Raw genomic sequence first — 17,588 nt, 5'->3', positions numbered from 1 at the left:
CCGGGCGCGACGGGTGGCTCAGGCGTACCTGCTCAGGCGATCAGGAGGGTGGCGCGGTCGGCGGCGGCGGGTCCGGCGGCGGAGGCATCATCGCGGTCGGATGAGACAGCCGGTTCTCCTCGACGATGAGGGTCCGGGCCCGCTTGCGGCGGTCCTGCCAGAACCAGAGGGTGGTCAGCAGCACGGCCAGTCCGGCCAGGATGAACACCCAGCCGACCGCGCGCAGGTCTATCCACCAGACGTTGGCCCTGATCGCGAAGGTCATGATCGCGCCGAGCGCGATGAGAAAGATGCCGCTTCCTACACCCATGTGCGCTGCACCCCCGTGCGGTGGCTCTGGGCGTTCCCTTTCGAGGTCACGCGACGGTTACCCGCCACGTCGCCTGCCTACCCGACCCGGCTCGCCCAATGCCGCGACCGGGTGCGGAGCCGGCGACGGCCGGCGGGACAGGTGCCCGCCGGCCGCCGGTGCAGGTAGGTACCGGGTGGTGCGACCCGGAACCGTCAGGTGTGCCGTGGCACGGTCAGAAGGCCTCCTCCGGGAGGTCCATGATGTCGAGGTCGGCGCCCTCGATGATCCGCCGGTCGGCGCCGATGCGCGGCAGCACCTCGCGGGCGAAGAATCGGGCGGCGGCCACCTTGCCGGTGTAGAACGCCTTGTCGGTGGCGGAGACGTCGCCGGCCAGGGCCTTGAGGGCGACGTCGGCCTGCTTCTGCAGCAGCCAACCCACGACCAGGTCACCAATGGCCAGCAGGAACCGCCGGCTGCTCAGGCCGACCTTGTAGAGCGCGCGGGTGTCGCCGCCCTGCGCCTCGCCCAGCCAGCCGGTCAGCACGCCGAGGATGTTCTGGATCTCGGCGAGCGCCTTGCCGAGCGCCGCCCGCTCCTCCTTGAGCTGGCCGTTGCCCGCCTCGGAGGAGATGAACTCCTGGATCTCGCCGGAGACCGCCAGCAGCGCCTTGCCGTTGTCCCGGACGATCTTGCGGAAGATCAGGTCCAGGCTCTGGATGGCAGTGGTGCCCTCGTACAGAGTGTCGATCTTGGCGTCCCGGACGTACTGCTCCAGCGGGTAGTCCTGGAGGAAGCCGGAGCCGCCGAAGGTCTGTAGGGCCTCGTGCCCGAGCAGCTCGTACGCCCGCTCCGAGCCGACGCCCTTGACCAGCGGCAGGAGCAGGTCGTTGACCCGCTTGGCCAGCTTGGTGGCCTTCTCGTCGCCGGCCGCCTCGGCGATGGCCACCCGGTCCTGCCAGGTGGCGGTGTAGAGGACCAGAGCACGAAGGCCCTCGGCGTACGACTTCTGCAGCAGCAGGGAGCGGCGCACGTCCGGGTGGTGGGTGATGGTGACCCGCGGGGCGGTCTTGTCCGCCTGCTGGATCAGGTCGGCGCCCTGCACCCGGTTCTTCGCGTACTCCAGGGCGTTGAGGTAGCCGGTGGAGAGGGTGGCGATCGCCTTGGTGCCGACCATCATCCGGGCGTACTCGATGATCATGAACATCTGCCGGATGCCGTCGTGCTTGTCGCCGAGCAGCCAGCCCTTGGCGGGTACGCCGTGCTCGCCGAAGGTCACCTCGCAGGTGTTGGAGACCTTCAGACCCATCTTGTGCTCGACGTTCGTGGCGTAGACGCCGTTGCGCTCGCCCAGCTCGCCGGTGGTCTCGTCGAAGTGGAACTTGGGCACCACGAAGAGGGACAGGCCCTTGGTGCCGGGGCCGCCGACGCCCTCCACGCCCACCGGGCGAGCCAGCACGTAGTGGACGATGTTGTCGCTCAGGTCGTGCTCGCCCGAGGTGATGAACCGCTTGACGCCCTCGATGTGCCAGGTGCCGTCCGGCTGCTGGACGGCGCGGGTGCGGCCGGCGCCGACGTCCGAGCCGGCGTCCGGCTCGGTGAGCACCATGGTGGAGCCCCACTGCTTGTCGATGAAGAGCTTGGCCCAGCCCTTCTGCCGCTCGGTGCCCTCGACGTGCAGCACGTGCGCGAAGGACGGGCCGGAGGCGTACATCCAGACCGGCGCGTTCGAGCCGAGCACCAGCTCGGCGAGGGCCCACCAGAGGGCGCGCGGTGCGTTGGTGCCACCCAGCGCGGGCGGCAGGTCCAGCCGCCAGAACTCGGAGTCCATGAACGCCTGGTACGACTTCTTGAACGACTCCGGCAGCGGCGCCGTGTGCGTGACCGGGTCGAAGACGGGCGGGTTGCGGTCGCTGTCCGTGTAGCTGGCGGCCAGGTCCTCGCGGGCGAGACGGTCCACCTCGGCGAGGAAGCTCCGGGCGGTGTCGGTGTCGAGTTCCGAGTACGGCTCCTGGCCGAACGCCCGGTCCGCCCCGAAGACCTCGAACAGGTTGAACTCGAGGTCCCGAAGGTTGCTCTTGTAGTGGGTCATGCTCGCTGGCCCCGCTTCCGGACAGGTGTTACCGATCAGTAACCCCGACTGTATTACTCGCGGGTAGGCAGCGACAAGCCGATCACCCAAGTGACGGCGATTACACAGTTCCACGCCGCCGCCCCAGCTCAGCTCTCGGCGGCGCCCACCTCCCAGCTCGGGACGGCCGATGTCGCGCCCGTGCGCGCGCCGACGTACTCCATCAGGACCAGGGCGATGTCGTCGTCCAGGTGCCCGTGCACCCACTCGACGAGGGCCGTCTCCAGGGAGGCGAGCCCATCGGCGACCGTGCCGTGCCCGAGCAGCCGCCACGCCCGGTCGGCGGTGGGAAAGAACTCGCCGTCCCGCCGGGCCTCGCCGAGACCGTCGGTGAACAGCAGCAGGCGGTCGCCGGGCTCCAGGCGTTCCACGCGGGGGCGTACCACAGGCATGAATCCGAGCGGCGGCGCCGGCGCCGGCGGCTCCAGCGGGATCACCGCGCCCCGGCGCAGCAGCAGCGGCGACGGGTGCCCGCAGTTGACGATCGTGAGCGTCCCGCCCCGCTCCTCCACCAGCGCGGCGGTCACGAAGTCCTCGTCGCCGACGTTGCGGGCCACCGCACGGTCCAGGTCGGCGACGACGGCGCGCAGGTCGGCCCGCTCGTAGGCCACGTGCCGATACGAGCCCAGGACGATGCTGGCCAGGCGGACCGCGTCCAGACCCTTGCCACGGACGTCACCGATGATCATGCGGACGCCGTACGGGGTGTCGATCGCCTCGTAGAGGTCGCCGCCGATCTCGGCCGTGGCGGTGGAGGAGATGTAGCGACCGGCCACCGAGAGCATGCCGACCTGCGGCCCGAGCGGGCGCAGCACCGCCTGCTGGGCCACCGAGGCGAGCTTGGTCAACTCGGTGATCTGCTCCGCCTGCCGCTGGCGTATCGAGGCCACCGCCACCGCGAGCCCGCTCGCGAGCGCCACACCGAGCACGTTTACCGAGGTCACCAGCATCATCTTCGGCTCGACCAGGGCGAAGCCCACCCCGATCAGGGTCGCCACGGCACCGACGCCCAGCACCACCCGCCAGGCCGCCAGGGCGGCGGCCAGGAGCGGGGCGGCCGCCAGAAGCGCGATGTAGTGCGCCCGACGGCCGTCGGCCGCCTCCAGCCCCGAGACGATCGCGAGCAGGATGAGGGCCGCGCCGAGGCCGGCGCGGGATCCGGGGCTCAGCGGGCTACGGCCCGACTGGAGGAGTCGCGTGGGTACGAGGGACAGCATGCCTGATCCACGTGAACCGGTGAATGAACCTGGCCCGTCGTCCGAGGGTGTTCTGTCCGGCCGGCCCAGGCGCGCGGCCGGAACGGCGCTCCCGGCTGCGCTCAGCCGAGGACCTCGTAGCGGACGGTGAGCGCACCCACGTCGGTCGAGGCGATGGTCGCGAACGCGGCGCGGGACAGGTCCAGGCAGCGACCCTCGATGAACGGGCCACGGTCGTTGATCCGCACGACTACCGACTTGCCACTGCTCGGGTTGGTCACCCGGACCCTGGTGTTGAACGGCAGCGTCTTGTGCGCGGCTGTCAACTCGTCCGGGTTGAACGACTCGCCGTTGGCGGTGAGCTGCCCGTCGGAGTAGAAGGAGGCGCCACACGAGCCGCTCTCCAGCACTTTCGCCGCCGGCGTGGTCTTCTTCGCGGTCGGGCGCGGCTTCGGCGCCGCGGTGCGGACCTTGCCCCGGGAGGCGGCCTGCGCCGACCGACTGGCGGATGGGCTGGCCGTCGCGCTCGGCGAGGCGCTGGCGCTCGGGGAGGCGGTCGGAGAGCTGGGGGCGAGGCTGGCGGGGGCGGTGGTCGGGGTGAGATCGAGAGCCGTCTGGCTCGACTGCCCGGAGCCCGAGGTCAGCTGGACGGCGCCGACGGTGCCACCGACGGCGAGGGCGACGCCGACCGCCGCGGTGGCCGCGATGCCCGCCGGAGAGGAGAAGATGCGGGTACGGGAGTGCCTGCCTACCACCGGCCGGTCCTTTCGTCGATTGAACAAACCGGGTCGGACCGTAACGAGAGAAGCACTTCCGAAGTCAACGTGATCATGGTGTTATACCCGTATTTGACATACTACGTGTAGCCGATCATCCGAGCCCGGGTGGGTCGACCGGCCCGGGTGCGGACGCGCCGAGCACCCGTGCCGCACGATGGACCGATGCCCGCTGAGCTGACCGAACGCCTGGCCGCCCTGTTCCGCTGGATCGACCCCGGCCCCGACGCCAGCCACCTGGTCAGCGACATCTCCGGCTGGTGGCGCGACCCCAGCGTGCTTGCCGAACTGGGACCGGCCCTGGTGGCTCCGTACCGGGCCGCCCGCCCGACAGTGGTGCTCGCCCCGGCGGTCACCGGCCTGCTGCTCGGGCCACTGGCCGCCACCGCCCTCGGGGTCGGCTTCGTGGCCGCACACAAGCCCGGCGACGGCAGGTTGCCGGCCGGCCCGCTCACCTGGGCGCAGAGCCCACCGGACTACCGGGGGCGGCAGGTCGACCTGGCCGTCCGGGACCGGCACCTCGGCCCCGGCGACCGCGTTCTGGTCGTGGACGACTGGGTACGCACCGGCGCGCAGCTGCACGCCCTCTACGACATCTGCGCGAGGCGCGGCGCGCAGGTGCTCGGCACCTCGGTGGTGGCCGTCGACTGCCCGCCCGAGACCGCCACCGCCCTGCGGATCACCGGCCTGATCTCCGGCACGGATCTGCCCTCTTGACCTGAAGCCCGCTTCACCTTCGACGATCGACGCATGAGCGACGGCATCCTCGACGAGGCGTACGACCGACTGCACCGAACCGGCCCCGAATACGAGGGCTGGCTCTCCAACCACGGTCCGATGGCCGTCGAGGCGCTGGCGCGACACGGGCACGGGCAACGAGTGCACCGCTGGCTGGACGACTACCTCAGCCGGCTCGACGACCTGCCCCGCGGGCTGCGCCCGATCGACGACTGGCGGGCGGCGCTGGGCGACGCGAAGCGGGCCGGGGACTGGCTGGCGTACTTCGACAGGCGCCTGCGCGAGCAGCCGTGGCGGGACGTGCTCGGCACGTGGTGGCCCCGACTGATGCCCGGCATCGCCGCCGGCGCCACGCACGGGGTGATCCGGGTCGGACACGCCGTACACGCCCTGCACCTGCACGACGAGAGCCCGCAACGGCTCACCGAGTTGGGCCAGGCCCTCGGCTACTGGGCCGCCCGCTGGCAGCCGGTGCCCGGCGCCGACCGGCTACTCACCGCCGCCACGTCGGGCCCACCCGAGGCCCAGCCGGACAGCACGGGACCGGACGTGGCCGCCGCGCTGGCCGGACTACCCCGGATCGACCACCAGACCGGGGGCATCCGGGAGCGGCTGGGCCGGCTGGTGGGCGTACCCCGATGGGAACCGGCGCTCGCGGCGCTGCGCCCCGCGCGGACGCCGACCGAGGCGGAGGACGGGCTCGCCGCGCTGGTGCACCGCGCCGGCCTCGACTACCTGCGCTACGGGCACGCCGAGCCGATCATGCTGGTGCACGCGGTCACCGCGCCGACCGCCGTGCTGCGTACCCTCCCGGCACTGGACCGGGCGCTGTGGGCGCCGAGCCTCGCCGCGGCCTGGGCCGCGACGGCGGCCGTGACCTCGGTGTACGCCCCGACCGACGGGATCGCGCCGCCGTCGGTGGCCGCCGGGACCCCGGCGGAGGTCTTCGCCCGCGCGGCCCGGCACGGCGACGCGCACGTGGTCAAGCTCGCCGACGCGGTCCTCGACGCGCACGCCGCCAGCGGTGACCGGCGGCTGCTCGACGCCGCGGGCTACGCCGCGCAGCTGATCTGAGCTGCGCCGGCCGAATTACGGCGGCGGTGCCGGCCGCGCTGGCCTAGCCTCGGCAGGATGTGGCCTCGGATCGGTGCTCTGCGCACGCTCGCCCTCGGCACTCCCGGCGAGCTGCGGGCGACCCTGAACACCCTGGTGCTGGCCGGCGTGAAGACCGCGACGGCCGGTCGACTCGCCGAGTACACGGAAGAGGGCGAGGAGTTGGAGCAGGTCGGCGAACGGCTCGCGCTTGTCGACGACAACGACGCGCTGGCCGGCGTCGTGGAGATCACCGGCGTCGAGGTGGTCCGCTTCGGCGACGTGCCCTGGGAGTTCGCCCGCGCCGAGGGCGAGGGCGACCGCTCGATCGAGGAGTGGCGGGCCGGACACTCGGCCTACTGGGCGCGACTCGGCAGTCCCGTCGAAGACGACACCCCGATCGTCTGCCTGCGTCTGCGGCTGGTCTCCGGCGGCGAGGGCGGCGTGGCCAGCGGCGATCTCGGCACCTGAGCCCTCGCCACCCGCGCGCGGCCGCCGCTTGGCGCGGTGGCTCAGGCCCGCAGCTCGGGTAGCAGTCGCGTCGCGACGTCGGCCAGGACGGCCTCGTCGCCCGCGTACCAACTGCTCGCGCGCGGCCAGTGCGTCACCACGTCGGTGAAGCCAAGTTCGGCTGCCCTACCCACCTGGTCGGCGAAGAACTGCGCGCTGCTGAGCGAGAACACAGGTGCCGCGTCCATCGACAGGTAGCGGTCCAGCGTCGCCGGGTCGCGGCCGGCCTCGTCCAGCGTCCGGTCCATCCGCTCCGACAGCGCCGCCACAGTGCCCCACCAGCCCTCCACGTCGTCGGCTTCGGTGCCGGTGGTCACCCAACCCTGACCGAACCGGGCCACCAGCCGCATCGACCGTGGGCCGTTCGCGGCGACCACGAACGGCACCCGGGGCTGCTGCACGCAGCCGGGGTTGTTGCGGGCGTCCACCGCGGCGAACCACTCACCACGCCAGGTCGTGCCATCCTCGCGCAGGATCAGGTCCAGCAGCTCGGTGAACTCGGCGAATCGGTCGACCCGCTGCCGTGGCGGCAACGTCTCACCGCCCAACACCGCCGAGTCGAAGCCGATGCCACCCGCGCCCAGCCCCAGCAGCAGCCGGCCGTCCGAGACGTCGTCCACCGTGGTGATCTGCCGGGCGAACGCGGCCGGGTGCCGAAAGTTCGGCGACGCCACGAGCGTCCCCAGTCGGATCCGGGATGTCACAGTCGCGGCGGCGGTCAGCGTGGCCATCGAGTCGAACCACGGGCCGTCTACCAGGTCCCGCCAGCCCAGGTGGTCGTACGTCCAGGCGTGGTCGAAGCCCCACTCGTCGGCCTGCCGCCAGCGACGCTGCGACTCCGCCCAACGCTGGTCCGCCAGGATCACGATGCCAATCCGCATGATCGCCAGCCTAGCCGCGCCCGATATACCTGCACTCGGAGCGCGACGGCGATACACCGGCGAGCCGCGCGGGTGCGCCGACGCTGCGGGGCATCACGGACGCCGGGCCTTCGCTACCGTTCCGTCGTGGACCCACGGTCACGGCGGGCCGACACGGTGCGAGTCCTGGGCACCGTGTCGCTGGTTGCCGGCTTCCTGACGACGCTGCTCACCATGTCGTCCGGCAGTGGTGGGCTGAAACCGCAGCTCCTGGCCGCCTTTCTCATCCTGACCGGCATCGGTCTGCGGATCGAGGCGGCGATCGTCGACCGCAGACCGTAGCTCCCTCGGTGTGGCCCACGTCACAGCGGGTCGCGGTAGGGGGCTCCCGATCGGCTCCGACCTCCCTTCGAGCAGGCACCCGCTTGGTGCCGCCCGAGGAGAGGGAAAAGCAACATGACGAAGGTGACCGCACAGCTGTCCGTGTCGGTGGACGGGTTCTACGCCGGCCCGCTGTTCGACGGCGACGGCGACTGGATGGACTCGGCCGAGAGCGCCGGGTTCTTCCGGGTCACCCGCTGGGTGACCGACGCCAGGGCCTGGCGCGAGCGACAGGGCTTCGCCGGAGGCGAGCAGGACACCAACTCCGACGTGATCGCCGAGACGTTCGGCGCCGCCGGCGCGTACGTCATGGGCCGGCGGATGGCCGACGGCGGCGAGGTGCCCTGGGGCGAGGAGCCGCCGTTCCGCGCGCCGGTCTTCGTCGTCACGCACCGGCCCCGCGAAACCCTCCTGCGCGGCGGCGGCACCAGCTTCACCTACGTCACCGACGGCGTGGCCAGCGCCGTCGAGCAGGCACGCGCGGCTGCCGCCGGCCGGAACGTCGCCGTGGCCGGAGGCGGCAGCCTGGTGCGGCAGGTGCTCAAGGCCGGCCTGCTCGACGAGTTGGAGCTGCACGTCGTACCGGTCGTGCTCGGCACCGGCCTGCGGCTGCTCGACGCGGACCTTGACCTGGGCGACAAGGAGGCCATCGAGCTGACGCCGACCCGGGTCATCCCCACACCGCAGGTCACCCACATCCGGTACGCGGTGAGCGGTAGATCCCCGCTCGTGCTCGACGACCGGGGCAGCGGCGGCGGCCCGACGGCGACGAAGTGAACCGGACCTCGGGCCTCAGCCGCCACCGCTCTTCCGTCGGATGTCGTCGGCGGCCGGCCCGGAGGAGCGCAGCGTGGCGCCCGCGCCGGCGAGCCGCCCGATGTCCGTCGGCGGGCCGGGCCCGGCCGCCGTCCCCGCAGTACGAGGAAGGGCCCGGCCGTCGTGGCCGAGCCCTTCCCTACGCCCTACCGGGCCGGCGCGGCCCGCCGCGCCGCGCTGGTCGTGGTCCTACCGGTTGGCGGCCTGCCGCGCGTTGCGCACCACCTCGGCGACCGCGGCCCGCTCCACGTCCTGTGCGGCGCGTGCCGCCGCGGCGTCAGCGGCCGTCGGAGCACGCCTCAGCGTGACGCCCACGTCGGTGGGATTGGTGACCGAGGCCGAGCCGAGCGGACCGCCGATCCACGTCCCGACCTGGGACGCCTGGCGGTTGGTGACCACCGCGGCCGCACCGAACACCAGACCCTCCTTCACCGCGCCGCTGGTCTCGTCGAGCGAATCGCGCGCCGCGACACCGAGATCGGTCGCCGTTCCGGGGGTGAGCAGCAGCGGGCCGTTCAGGGCAGCCATCAGCGCCCCGCCGGCGAGCCCGTCCGGCCAGTCCGCACCGGTCGCGATGCCGGCGTACTGCTGGCCGGCGAAGAAGATCTGCGCCACGTAGGCGGCGGTGCCGTAGCGGTCGGCCTCGAACAGACCGTACGCGTTCGGGTCGAACGACAGAGCGGCCGCGGAACCGTCCCGTCCGACGCCCCACACCGAGGGAGTGGTCAGGGAGTCCAGGTAGGACTCGGTTGCCGGAGGCAGCGCGGATCCGTTGCTCAACACCACCACGCCGTAGGTCGTGCCCGGGAACATCTCGCTACCGGCGACGGAACCAGCGGTGAGTGCGTCCGGGAAGTCCATGCCGGACGCCACGAACACGAAGGCCGGGTCGACGTCGGCCTCCTTCGCGATGGCGACCGCGGTGCCGAACCGATCCGTGCCGGCCAGTCGCTTGACCTGGAAGCCCAGGGCCCGGACCTCGTTCTCGACGGCGCTGGAGAGCGCGCCGGGGCTGCCGAGCAGGTAGACCGTGCCACCGGTGGTCAGCACCCGCTGGATCTCCGCCTGGGTGCCCGCCTCGAGGCCGGTCGGTGGGGTCATCAGCAGCGGCGCGCGCTTCGCCCCCGCCAGACCCGAGCCGGCGAGCGCGTCGGCGAAGGTGTCCGACCGGGACAGCACCACCGCTCCGGCCTTCTCCCGCCGGTCGTTCGGGTCAGCGGCGGTCGCCCAGTGCGACCGGGAGACCTGGACCGCGGTGTCGAACCGGCTGGCGCCGGAGAGCCGGGCGACCCGGTCGTTCTTTTGCGGCTGGTAGGCCGGCACCCCACCGGTGGTGGAGACGACGGTCGGCGTACTTGCCCGCGAGCCGTCGGCCGGCGCGGTCGCCACCGTCGTGCCCTGACTGAAGGCGATAGTCCCGCCGTCCGGGGACCAGGTCGGGTTGTCGTGGGCCGCTGGGTTACTGGTGATCACCACCTCGTTGGCACCGGTGAGGTCGGAGGTGATGATCTGACCATCTCGGACGAACGCGACCCGGCGGCCGTCCGGCGACAGCGCCGGGTTGGCGCCGTGCTCGTCCACCACGGTGACCCGGTTGAGCTCCGGCTTGGCACCGTCGTAGAGCAGTACGGCCGGCTGGCCGGTCGGCTGACCGCTGCCGTTGTCGTCCTCCCGCTGGAAGACGATCGTCTGACCGGGGCCGGCATCGGGGTTCCGGTAGTGCTTGGTGGAGTCACCGACGTAGATCGTCTCGGCCCAGCCGCCCCAGGTGCTCTCCGAGATCTGGATGGTCCATCTCGAGTACGTGGAGGTTTTCCACATCTCCGCCCAGACCACGCTGCTGCCGTCGCCGAGCCAGGACGTGCCCGCCCGCTCGATGTCGCTGGGAACGAAGTAGTTGACCTCCCGGACCGTGTCCGCGCCGGTGTACCGGAGAGACTTGATCTTGCCGTCGGGGGCGTGGTAGATCAGCCGACTGCCGTCCGGCGACCAGGACACGTCCCGCATCGCCTCGCCGTCGGGGTTCTTCAACGTGGATCGGGTGGTGCCGCTGATGACCTGGACCGAACTGCTGCCGTTGCTGATGGTCAGGACCTGGCCGCTGCCGGGCAGGCTGGCGTGCGCCGCCGGCGTGGCGACCACCAGGCCGGTGGCGCCGATCGCGAGCGCCGAGGCGATCGCGAGCGCTCGGCGTGGAGACGTGGATGACAAAGTGGAACTCCCCGTTTCGTGCGGTACGCCCGTCGGAGGAGACGGGCGAAGGACCGGGTTGACGTGACGCTGGGAAAGCCTCGCGTCAATGTGAAAGGCGGAGCGGGCGGGCCCGATCGGGGCGCGCGGCAACGCGGCCGTCACAGCTTAGCGATCCACCGCCGACCGGGTTGTCCGGCAAAGCGGGTCAAACGTTCCGGACTCGTTCGACAGTGGTGCGGGTGGCAGTCCAGTCAGTCATCAATCGCCGCAGAGACAGGAGGAGCCCGGTCGAAACGACCGGGCTCCTCCATTGCGCAACGCCGGCGGACCGGCGGGTGTGTACCGCCTAGCGGCGGGTCTTCCGCTCCGTCAGAGCCTTCGCCGCAGCGACCGCCTGCTCGGGCGTACGGACGCCGGCACCGCCGGTGGTGCGCAGCCCCGCCGTGGAGCGGGCACCCGCAGCGATGCGGACGTTGGTCGGGTTGTCCACCCGGCTGAAGCCGAGCGGGCCGCCGATCCACGTGCCAGCCTGGGTCTGCTGGCTGTACGACACGACCGCCGTCGATCCGAAGATCAACGCGGTGTGCACCGAGGCGCTGTTCTCGTCCAGCAGCCACTGCGCCTCGACGCCCAGCGTGCCGCTGGTGCCCGGGGTGAGCATCAACGGGCCGTTGAGCAGGCCCATCAGCGCACCGCCGGCGAGGGCGTCCGGCCAGTTGGTGCCCGTGGCGAGGCCGATGTGCGACGACCCACCGAAGAACACGTAGCTGGTGAGGAGCGCGGTCTCGTAGCGCCCCGCACCAAAGAGGGGAATCCCGGACGGGTCGTACGCCTCGGCGGCCGCGGCGGCGCCGCGTCCGATCCCGAAGATGACGCGGTCGGTGTTCGACAGCGAGTCCAGGAAGCTCTTGGTCGCGGTCGGCAGCGCCGCGTCGTTGGTGAGCACCACCACGGCGCTGGTGCCGCTGCCGGGAGCGTCGAACGAGCCGGCCGCCGCACCCGCGGCGAGCGCGTCGGGGAAGTTCATGCCGGTGGCGAGCAGCACCAGGTCCGGCGTGGGGTCGATGGCCTTGGAGATCTCCACCGAGGTGCCGAAGCGGTCGGCGCCGGCCAGCCGACGCACGGTGTAGCCGAGCCCCTTGACCTCGTTCTCGACCGAGGTGGAGAGGGCGCCCGCGCTACCCAGCAGGTAGACGACGCCACCCGGCGCCAGCACCCGCTGGAGTTCGGCCTTGGTGCTCGCCTCCAGGCTGGTCGACGGGGTCAGCAGCAACGGTCCCCGCTTGGCGGCCGCCAGCGCGGAGCCGCTGAGCGCGTCCGCGAAGGTGTCCGAACGGGACAGCACCACCGCGCCGGCCTGCTCCCGCGTGTCGCTCTGGTCGGTCACCGACTTCCAGTGCGACTGGGACACGGCGGCAGCCGTGCCGAACCGGGACGCACCGGAGAGCCGGACCGCGCGGTCCTTGCGCCGCGGCTGGTAGGCGGGGACCCCAGCGGTGGTGGAGACCACCGTCGGGTTGGCCGCCGTCGTGCCGTCGGCTGCGGCGGTGGCGACCTGGGTGCCCTGGCTGAAGGCGATCTTCTTGCCGTCCGGCGACCAGGTGGGGTTGTCGTGCGCGGCGGCGTTGCTGGTCACCGCCACCTCACCTTCGCCGGTCAGGTCTGAGACGATGATCTGACCGTTGCGCACGAAGGCGATCCGGTCCCCCTGGGGGGAGATCGACGGATTGGCCCCGTTGTCGTCGACCAGGGTCACCCGCTCGGCTTCGGGCCTGCTGTAGTCGTAGAGGATCACGGCGGGGGCGCCTGTCGGCTGACCGGAACCGTTGTCGGCCTGCCGCTGGAAGACGACCGTCGAATTGGGGCCGCCGTCCGGGTTGAGATAGTGCTGGCCGTCCGCTGGCGAGAGCTGGCCGCCGTAGGCGCCGGAGCTGCTGGGCGCGACCCGGACGACCCACTTGCCGCTCGAACCGGCCTTCTCACCCCAGACGAGGCTGCCGCCGTCGCCCCGGTAGGAGGGGCTGGTACGGGTCACCCCGTCCTCGGGCGGAGCGACGTACCACAGGTCGCCCTTGCCGTCGAAGCGGATCGACGTGATGCCACCGTCCGGATCGATGTAGGCAGCCCGGCTGCCGTCCGGCGACCAGGAGGCGTTAGCCATCGTCTCGCCGAACGGGTTGTTGAGCACGGTGCGCGATGCGTCACCGATGAACTTGATCGACGTGCTCTTGTTGCTGATCGTCAGGACCTCGCCGGAGCCCGACAGACTGGCGTTGGCGGCCGGCGCGCCCGCGATGAGCGCGGTGGAGCCGACTGCGAGGGCCGAAGCAAGCGCGGCGGACCTGCGAAGGGATGAAGGCAAGGGAACTCCCTGCTGAAAGAGAACGCCGTAGGTTTCCACCCGTCCACCGGCTGATCCGGGGCGGGGCGGCGCAGATGCGAGAACCTTAAGAGATCCTTTGCTCCCCCGTCGCCCTGAGGGAGAGTCGGTCGGGTGAATTGACCATACAGAGGAGGCTCAATCGGCCGACCGGTCTGCCGACGACGATCCGGGGCCGTCCTGGGCGAACGCGTGATGTCGTCCCCGAGGGAGCACGGACGGTACATCGCATCGTCGGCGATCACAGTAGGGTCCGTCCGAGCGCCCCTGGGCAGCCGGGAGAGTCCGGCCGCCCCACCGGAGAGATCGCGCCCCCTCTACTCGGGAGTCTCCTTGCTTCAACATCTCATCCGTCGCCCGGCCGTCGCGGCCGTGGTGCTCGTCGTCGGCGCGGCCGGGATCACGGTCGCGAGCCCGGCGCACGCGGCGCTGCCGAGCACCGGCGGCCGACTGACCATCGCCGACGGCAGCACCACAGTGCATGGCCCGGTCTCCCTGACGACGTCCTATCCGATCGACCAGATCGCCTGGTCCCCGGACGGCAGCCGGGGTGTCTTCGTCACCGACGACGGCTACGTGGCCACCGTCAGGTGGAACGACGGCGAGAACGTCTATCCCATCCTCGACCCGGACACCGACCCGACCGCCCAACGCACCGACGTGCAGTGGGTAGGCAACGGCGACCGGGTGATCTGGGCGGAGAAGACGGCCGGCAAGCCGTCGCGAATCGAGCAGAGTGTCAGCTCGTTCGGGTACCAGCCGGTCCGGGTCACTCCCGACGACGGCATGCACTACCTCAATCCGGACACCAACCTCAGCTTCCGCCTGGTCGTTCAGCGTCAAGCCGACAGCGGTGGCGCTCCGACCGGAACGCCGGAGATCGGCATCATCAACTTCGGCAACTTCCAACAGATCACCACTGACGCCAGCAACCCGTCGATCTCGCCGGACGGCACCCGGGTCGCCTTCGTCCGGTCGGACGGCACCCACCGGCAGATCTGGGTCAGCAACCTGTCCGGCGGCGACCTGGTGCAGGTCACCAGCAACCCGGTCGACCACGACAACCCGACCTGGTCCCCGAGCGGCCAGGTCATCGCCTTCAGTCAGGGCGACACGGTGGCCGAGGTCACGGCGAGCGGCAGCACCGCCGACACCCCGACCGTGACCGCAAAGGCCGGCCGGCCGGCGTACCAGCCGCTGCGGCGGGACCGGGTGGTCCGGCTCTCCGGCACCGACCGGCACACCACCGCCGTGAAGATCTCCCAGTCGCTCTGGCGGGGCGTCGGGACGATCGGTGGCCAGCAGGCGGAGGCCAAGTCGGTTGTCCTGTCCCGTTCGGACGTGTTCGCGGACGGGCTCGGCGGCGCGGCGCTGGCCGTGGCCAAGCAGGGCCCGCTGCTACTCACCCCGCCCACCTCGCTCGATCCCAATGCCAAGGCGGAGATCCAGCGGATCCTCCCACCAGGGGGGACCGTCTACCTGCTCGGCAGCACCGGCGCGCTGAGCCAGAGCGTGCAGGACCAGATCAGGGCGCTCGGCTACCAGACGGTCCGGCTGGCCGGTGCCGACCGGTTCGGCACCTCCATCGCCGTCGCCAATGCCATCGACACCACCCCCGACGTGGTGCTCACGGCAACCGGCATGGACTATCCGGACGCGCTCGCCGCGGGTGCCGCCACCGGCGGTGTCCGTGCGGACGGAAAGACGGCAGTCCTGGTGCTGACCAACAACGCCACGCTCGCGCCCGCCACGAAGACCTATCTCGACGCGCTGCCGGCCGGCACGGAGATGTACGGCATCGGCCTGTACGCCGCCCAGGCCAGTGCGGCGTACGGCTCGGTGCCGGTGGTTGGTGACAGTCGGTACGAGACAGCAGCGCTGACCGCTTGGGCTTTCTTCGGCGGCGAGAACCACGTCGGAATCGCCACCGGCAGCGACTGGCCGGACGCGCTCGCCGGTGGGGCGCTGATGGGTTCGCTGGGCGGGCCGCTGATGCTCACCCCGGGGACCAGCACCCAGCTCAGCCCGGAAGCCTCTGAGGTGCTCGACGAGTTCAGCGGCTCGGTGCACACGGGGCTCATCTTCGGCAGTGAGCCGGTGGTCTGGGCAGAGCAGCAGAGCGCGGCGGGCGCGCTGCTGAGCGGCCCGGCAGGCTACCTGTCCGAGAACAACACCCCAGCCGTACGGACCGGCACGCCCGCTGGTGCGCGTACGGCGGCGACGGGGCCTGGCCGGTCGACTGCCGAGATCAAGGCAGCGGTGGTGGCCGGACAGAAGCGGCTCAGCCGGTAGAACCGAAGAACGACACAGCCCCTGCTCGGACGGGTTCGTCCGGGCAGGGGCTGTGTCGTTCTCGCTCTGCGGACTAGCGCCCGATGTTGGTGGGATTGCTCAACGACGTCGCCCCGAGCGGCCCACCGAGCCAGGCCCCGATCTGCGTCTGCTGCGACGTGCTCACCACCGCGGACGAGCCGAAGACCAACCCGGTGTGCACCGACCCGCTGGACTCCTTGAGCAGCGAGGCCGCGTGGGTCGCGAGGGTGGCGTCGTTGCCCGGGGTGAGCATCAACGGGCCACCGAGCACGCCCATCAGCGCGCCGCCGGTCAACGCATCCGGCCAGTTGGTACCGGTGGCGAAGCCCGTGTACCGCTGGCCCTCGAAGAACTCCAGGGCGACGTCGTGTGCCGTCTCGTACCGGCTCTCGCCCCAGACCCCACGAACGTACGGACCGACCGGGTCGTACGCGTAGGCCGCTGCCCCGCCCTGCTTCCCGATGCCGTACAGCATTCGTTGGTCCTTCGGCTGCGAGTCGAGGAACGCCTTCGTCACCGGAGGAATCACCTCGTCGCGGGTGAGCAACACCACGGCGGCCTCGTAGCGCTCGAAGTCCGCGTTTGTGGCACCGGCTGCGGCGCCAGCGGCCAGAGCGTCCGGGAAGTTCATCCCCGTGGCCAGCAGCACCTGACCCGGATTCGGATCGATCGCCTTCGCGATCTCCACGGACGTCGCGAAGCGATCCGGGCCGGCGAGCCGCTGCACGGCGTAACCCATGGCCCGGACCTCGTTTTCGACCGCCGTCGACAGCGCCCCGGTGCTGCCCAACAGGTAGACCGTGCTGTGTCCCGGCACCAGGATCCGCTGCATCTCCGCCTTGGTCGTCGCCTCCAGCCGAGCCGAAGGCGTCAACAACAGCGGGCCGCCCTTCGCCGCCGCCAGTGCCGTGCCACTCAGCGCGTCGGCGTAGGTGTCCGACCGCGTCAGAACCGCCGCGAAGGCCCCACCATCGACCCACCGCGCCCGGGACACCGCCACCGCCGTCTCGAACCGGCTCGCGCCGGACACCCGCGCGACCCGCTCCTTGCGCTGCGGCTGGTAAGCCGGCACACCGTTCAGACCCGGCACCGCCGACGGCACGGCCGTACCGTCCGCCAAGGCCGTGTACACCGGCCACGCACCCGTCGAGGTAACCCTGCTGAACGCCAACGAGGTGCCGTTCGGCGACCAGGTGGGGTTGTCGTACTGGACGTCGGTGGGGGTGATGGTCACCTCGTTGTCACCGGCGAGATCGGACACGACGATCCGGCCGGCGCGAACGAAGGCCACTCGGGAACCGTCCGGCGAGATCGACGGATTGGACCCGTTATCGTCGACGAGTCTCCAGCGCTCGAACCCCTCCTGGGCGCCGTCGTACAGCATGACAGCCGGCTGGCCGGTCGGCAGACCCGAACCGTTGTCGTCCTGACGCTGGAACGCCACCAGCTGGCCGGGGCCGCCATCCGGATTCAGATAGTGCTTCCCGTCCCTGGGCGAGAGCCAACTGTTGCCGAGCAGCCCTCCGACCCGCTCAGTCGCCACCCGCCAGGGCGAGCTGGCGGAGTTCTTCTCCGACCACGCGACAGCGCTACCGTCGGCCCACCAGGTCAGGCTGCCGCGTCGAACCCCGTCATCCGGCGGCGAGCTGACCGTGTAGCGGATCGCGCCGTCGTTGAACCGGATGCGTTTGATGCCCGCCTGCTGGTCGAGGTAGACCGCCTGGCTGCCATCCGGGGACCAGGCGGCGTCCGTGATGGTGTCCGGCGAGCTGAGCGAGGTCCGCGACGGATCCCCGTGGAACGTGATGGCGGTGCCGCCGTTGCTGCTGGTCAGCACGCTGCCCGAGCCAGGGAGGCTGGCCGTCGCAGGTGTGCCGCCGGTCAGCAGAACGGTCGTGGTGATTGCGAGGGCC

14 protein-coding genes are annotated in these 17,588 nt (G+C 71.4%); 6 read left to right on the top strand and 8 right to left on the bottom strand.

Annotated features, from left to right (window positions below; genetic code table 11):
- Positions 1 to 40 precede the first annotated feature (40 nt).
- From AB0K10_RS07790 to AB0K10_RS07775, 4 genes are all read right to left on the bottom strand, one after another.
- Entirely contained in the window at positions 41 to 310 is a 270-nt protein-coding gene (locus AB0K10_RS07790) for a DUF6458 family protein (RefSeq protein ID WP_007454197.1), read from the bottom strand.
- A gap of 214 nt (positions 311 to 524) precedes the next feature.
- Positions 525 to 2,381, bottom strand: coding sequence for an acyl-CoA dehydrogenase (locus AB0K10_RS07785; protein WP_363681010.1), 1,857 nt, complete (start codon positions 2,379 to 2,381; stop codon positions 525 to 527).
- 128 nt (positions 2,382 to 2,509) lie between these two features.
- Positions 2,510 to 3,637 (bottom strand): PP2C family protein-serine/threonine phosphatase, encoded by a 1,128-nt coding sequence (locus AB0K10_RS07780; RefSeq protein ID WP_363681008.1) that lies wholly within the window; start codon positions 3,635 to 3,637, stop codon positions 2,510 to 2,512.
- Positions 3,638 to 3,738: 101 nt separating this feature from the next.
- Positions 3,739 to 4,371 carry a septal ring lytic transglycosylase RlpA family protein gene (locus tag AB0K10_RS07775; RefSeq protein ID WP_363681006.1) on the bottom strand — a complete coding sequence of 211 codons (633 nt, stop codon included), beginning with the start codon at positions 4,369 to 4,371 and terminating at the stop codon, positions 3,739 to 3,741.
- A 186-nt stretch (positions 4,372 to 4,557) separates the two neighbouring features.
- Here AB0K10_RS07775 and AB0K10_RS07770 point away from each other — a divergent pair, with 186 nt between their 5' ends.
- From AB0K10_RS07770 to AB0K10_RS07760, 3 genes are read left to right on the top strand one after another with little or no spacing between them, the layout of a single operon-like run.
- Positions 4,558 to 5,109, top strand: a complete 552-nt coding sequence (locus AB0K10_RS07770) for a phosphoribosyltransferase family protein (RefSeq protein WP_363681004.1) — start codon at positions 4,558 to 4,560, stop codon at positions 5,107 to 5,109.
- A 33-nt stretch (positions 5,110 to 5,142) separates the two neighbouring features.
- Positions 5,143 to 6,204 (top strand): hypothetical protein, encoded by a 1,062-nt coding sequence (locus AB0K10_RS07765; RefSeq protein WP_363681002.1) that lies wholly within the window; start codon positions 5,143 to 5,145, stop codon positions 6,202 to 6,204.
- A gap of 57 nt (positions 6,205 to 6,261) precedes the next feature.
- Positions 6,262 to 6,693, top strand: a complete 432-nt coding sequence (locus AB0K10_RS07760) for an ASCH domain-containing protein (RefSeq protein ID WP_363681000.1) — start codon at positions 6,262 to 6,264, stop codon at positions 6,691 to 6,693.
- A 41-nt stretch (positions 6,694 to 6,734) separates the two neighbouring features.
- Here the strand turns inward: AB0K10_RS07760 and AB0K10_RS07755 are convergent, their stop codons facing one another.
- Positions 6,735 to 7,613 (bottom strand): LLM class flavin-dependent oxidoreductase, encoded by an 879-nt coding sequence (locus AB0K10_RS07755; RefSeq protein ID WP_363680998.1) that lies wholly within the window; start codon positions 7,611 to 7,613, stop codon positions 6,735 to 6,737.
- 126 nt (positions 7,614 to 7,739) lie between these two features.
- On the opposite strand from AB0K10_RS07755, the gene AB0K10_RS07750 reads away from it, so the two are divergent.
- Positions 7,740 to 7,934 (top strand): hypothetical protein, encoded by a 195-nt coding sequence (locus AB0K10_RS07750; RefSeq protein WP_363680996.1) that lies wholly within the window; start codon positions 7,740 to 7,742, stop codon positions 7,932 to 7,934.
- Positions 7,935 to 8,048: 114 nt separating this feature from the next.
- Positions 8,049 to 8,750: a dihydrofolate reductase family protein gene (locus AB0K10_RS07745; protein WP_363680994.1), complete on the top strand. Its 702-nt coding sequence runs from the start codon at positions 8,049 to 8,051 to the stop codon at positions 8,748 to 8,750.
- 228 nt (positions 8,751 to 8,978) lie between these two features.
- Here AB0K10_RS07745 and AB0K10_RS07740 read toward each other — a convergent pair whose 3' ends face one another.
- Both AB0K10_RS07740 and AB0K10_RS07735 read right to left on the bottom strand, forming a co-directional pair.
- On the bottom strand, positions 8,979 to 11,000 hold the full coding sequence (locus AB0K10_RS07740; protein ID WP_363680992.1) for a cell wall-binding repeat-containing protein: 2,022 nt from the start codon (positions 10,998 to 11,000) through the stop codon (positions 8,979 to 8,981).
- A 328-nt stretch (positions 11,001 to 11,328) separates the two neighbouring features.
- Complete coding sequence (locus AB0K10_RS07735; protein ID WP_363680990.1) at positions 11,329 to 13,344, bottom strand: cell wall-binding repeat-containing protein; 2,016 nt, start codon at positions 13,342 to 13,344, stop codon at positions 11,329 to 11,331.
- A gap of 351 nt (positions 13,345 to 13,695) precedes the next feature.
- On the opposite strand from AB0K10_RS07735, the gene AB0K10_RS07730 reads away from it, so the two are divergent.
- Positions 13,696 to 15,654, top strand: a complete 1,959-nt coding sequence (locus tag AB0K10_RS07730) for a cell wall-binding repeat-containing protein (protein WP_363680988.1) — start codon at positions 13,696 to 13,698, stop codon at positions 15,652 to 15,654.
- A 73-nt stretch (positions 15,655 to 15,727) separates the two neighbouring features.
- On the opposite strand, the gene AB0K10_RS07725 is transcribed toward AB0K10_RS07730, so the two are convergent.
- The gene (locus AB0K10_RS07725; protein WP_363680986.1) at positions 15,728 to 17,512 is read right to left on the bottom strand and encodes a cell wall-binding repeat-containing protein; all 1,785 of its coding nucleotides are present in this window, start codon (positions 17,510 to 17,512) and stop codon (positions 15,728 to 15,730) included.
- Positions 17,513 to 17,588 lie beyond the last annotated feature (76 nt).

It is taken from the genome of Micromonospora sp. NPDC049274, from assembly GCF_040678875.1.
Classification (GTDB): domain Bacteria; phylum Actinomycetota; class Actinomycetes; order Mycobacteriales; family Micromonosporaceae; genus Micromonospora.
Note: the sequence above shows the minus strand (reverse complement) of the source record. Positions and strands in the feature narration are given on the sequence as shown.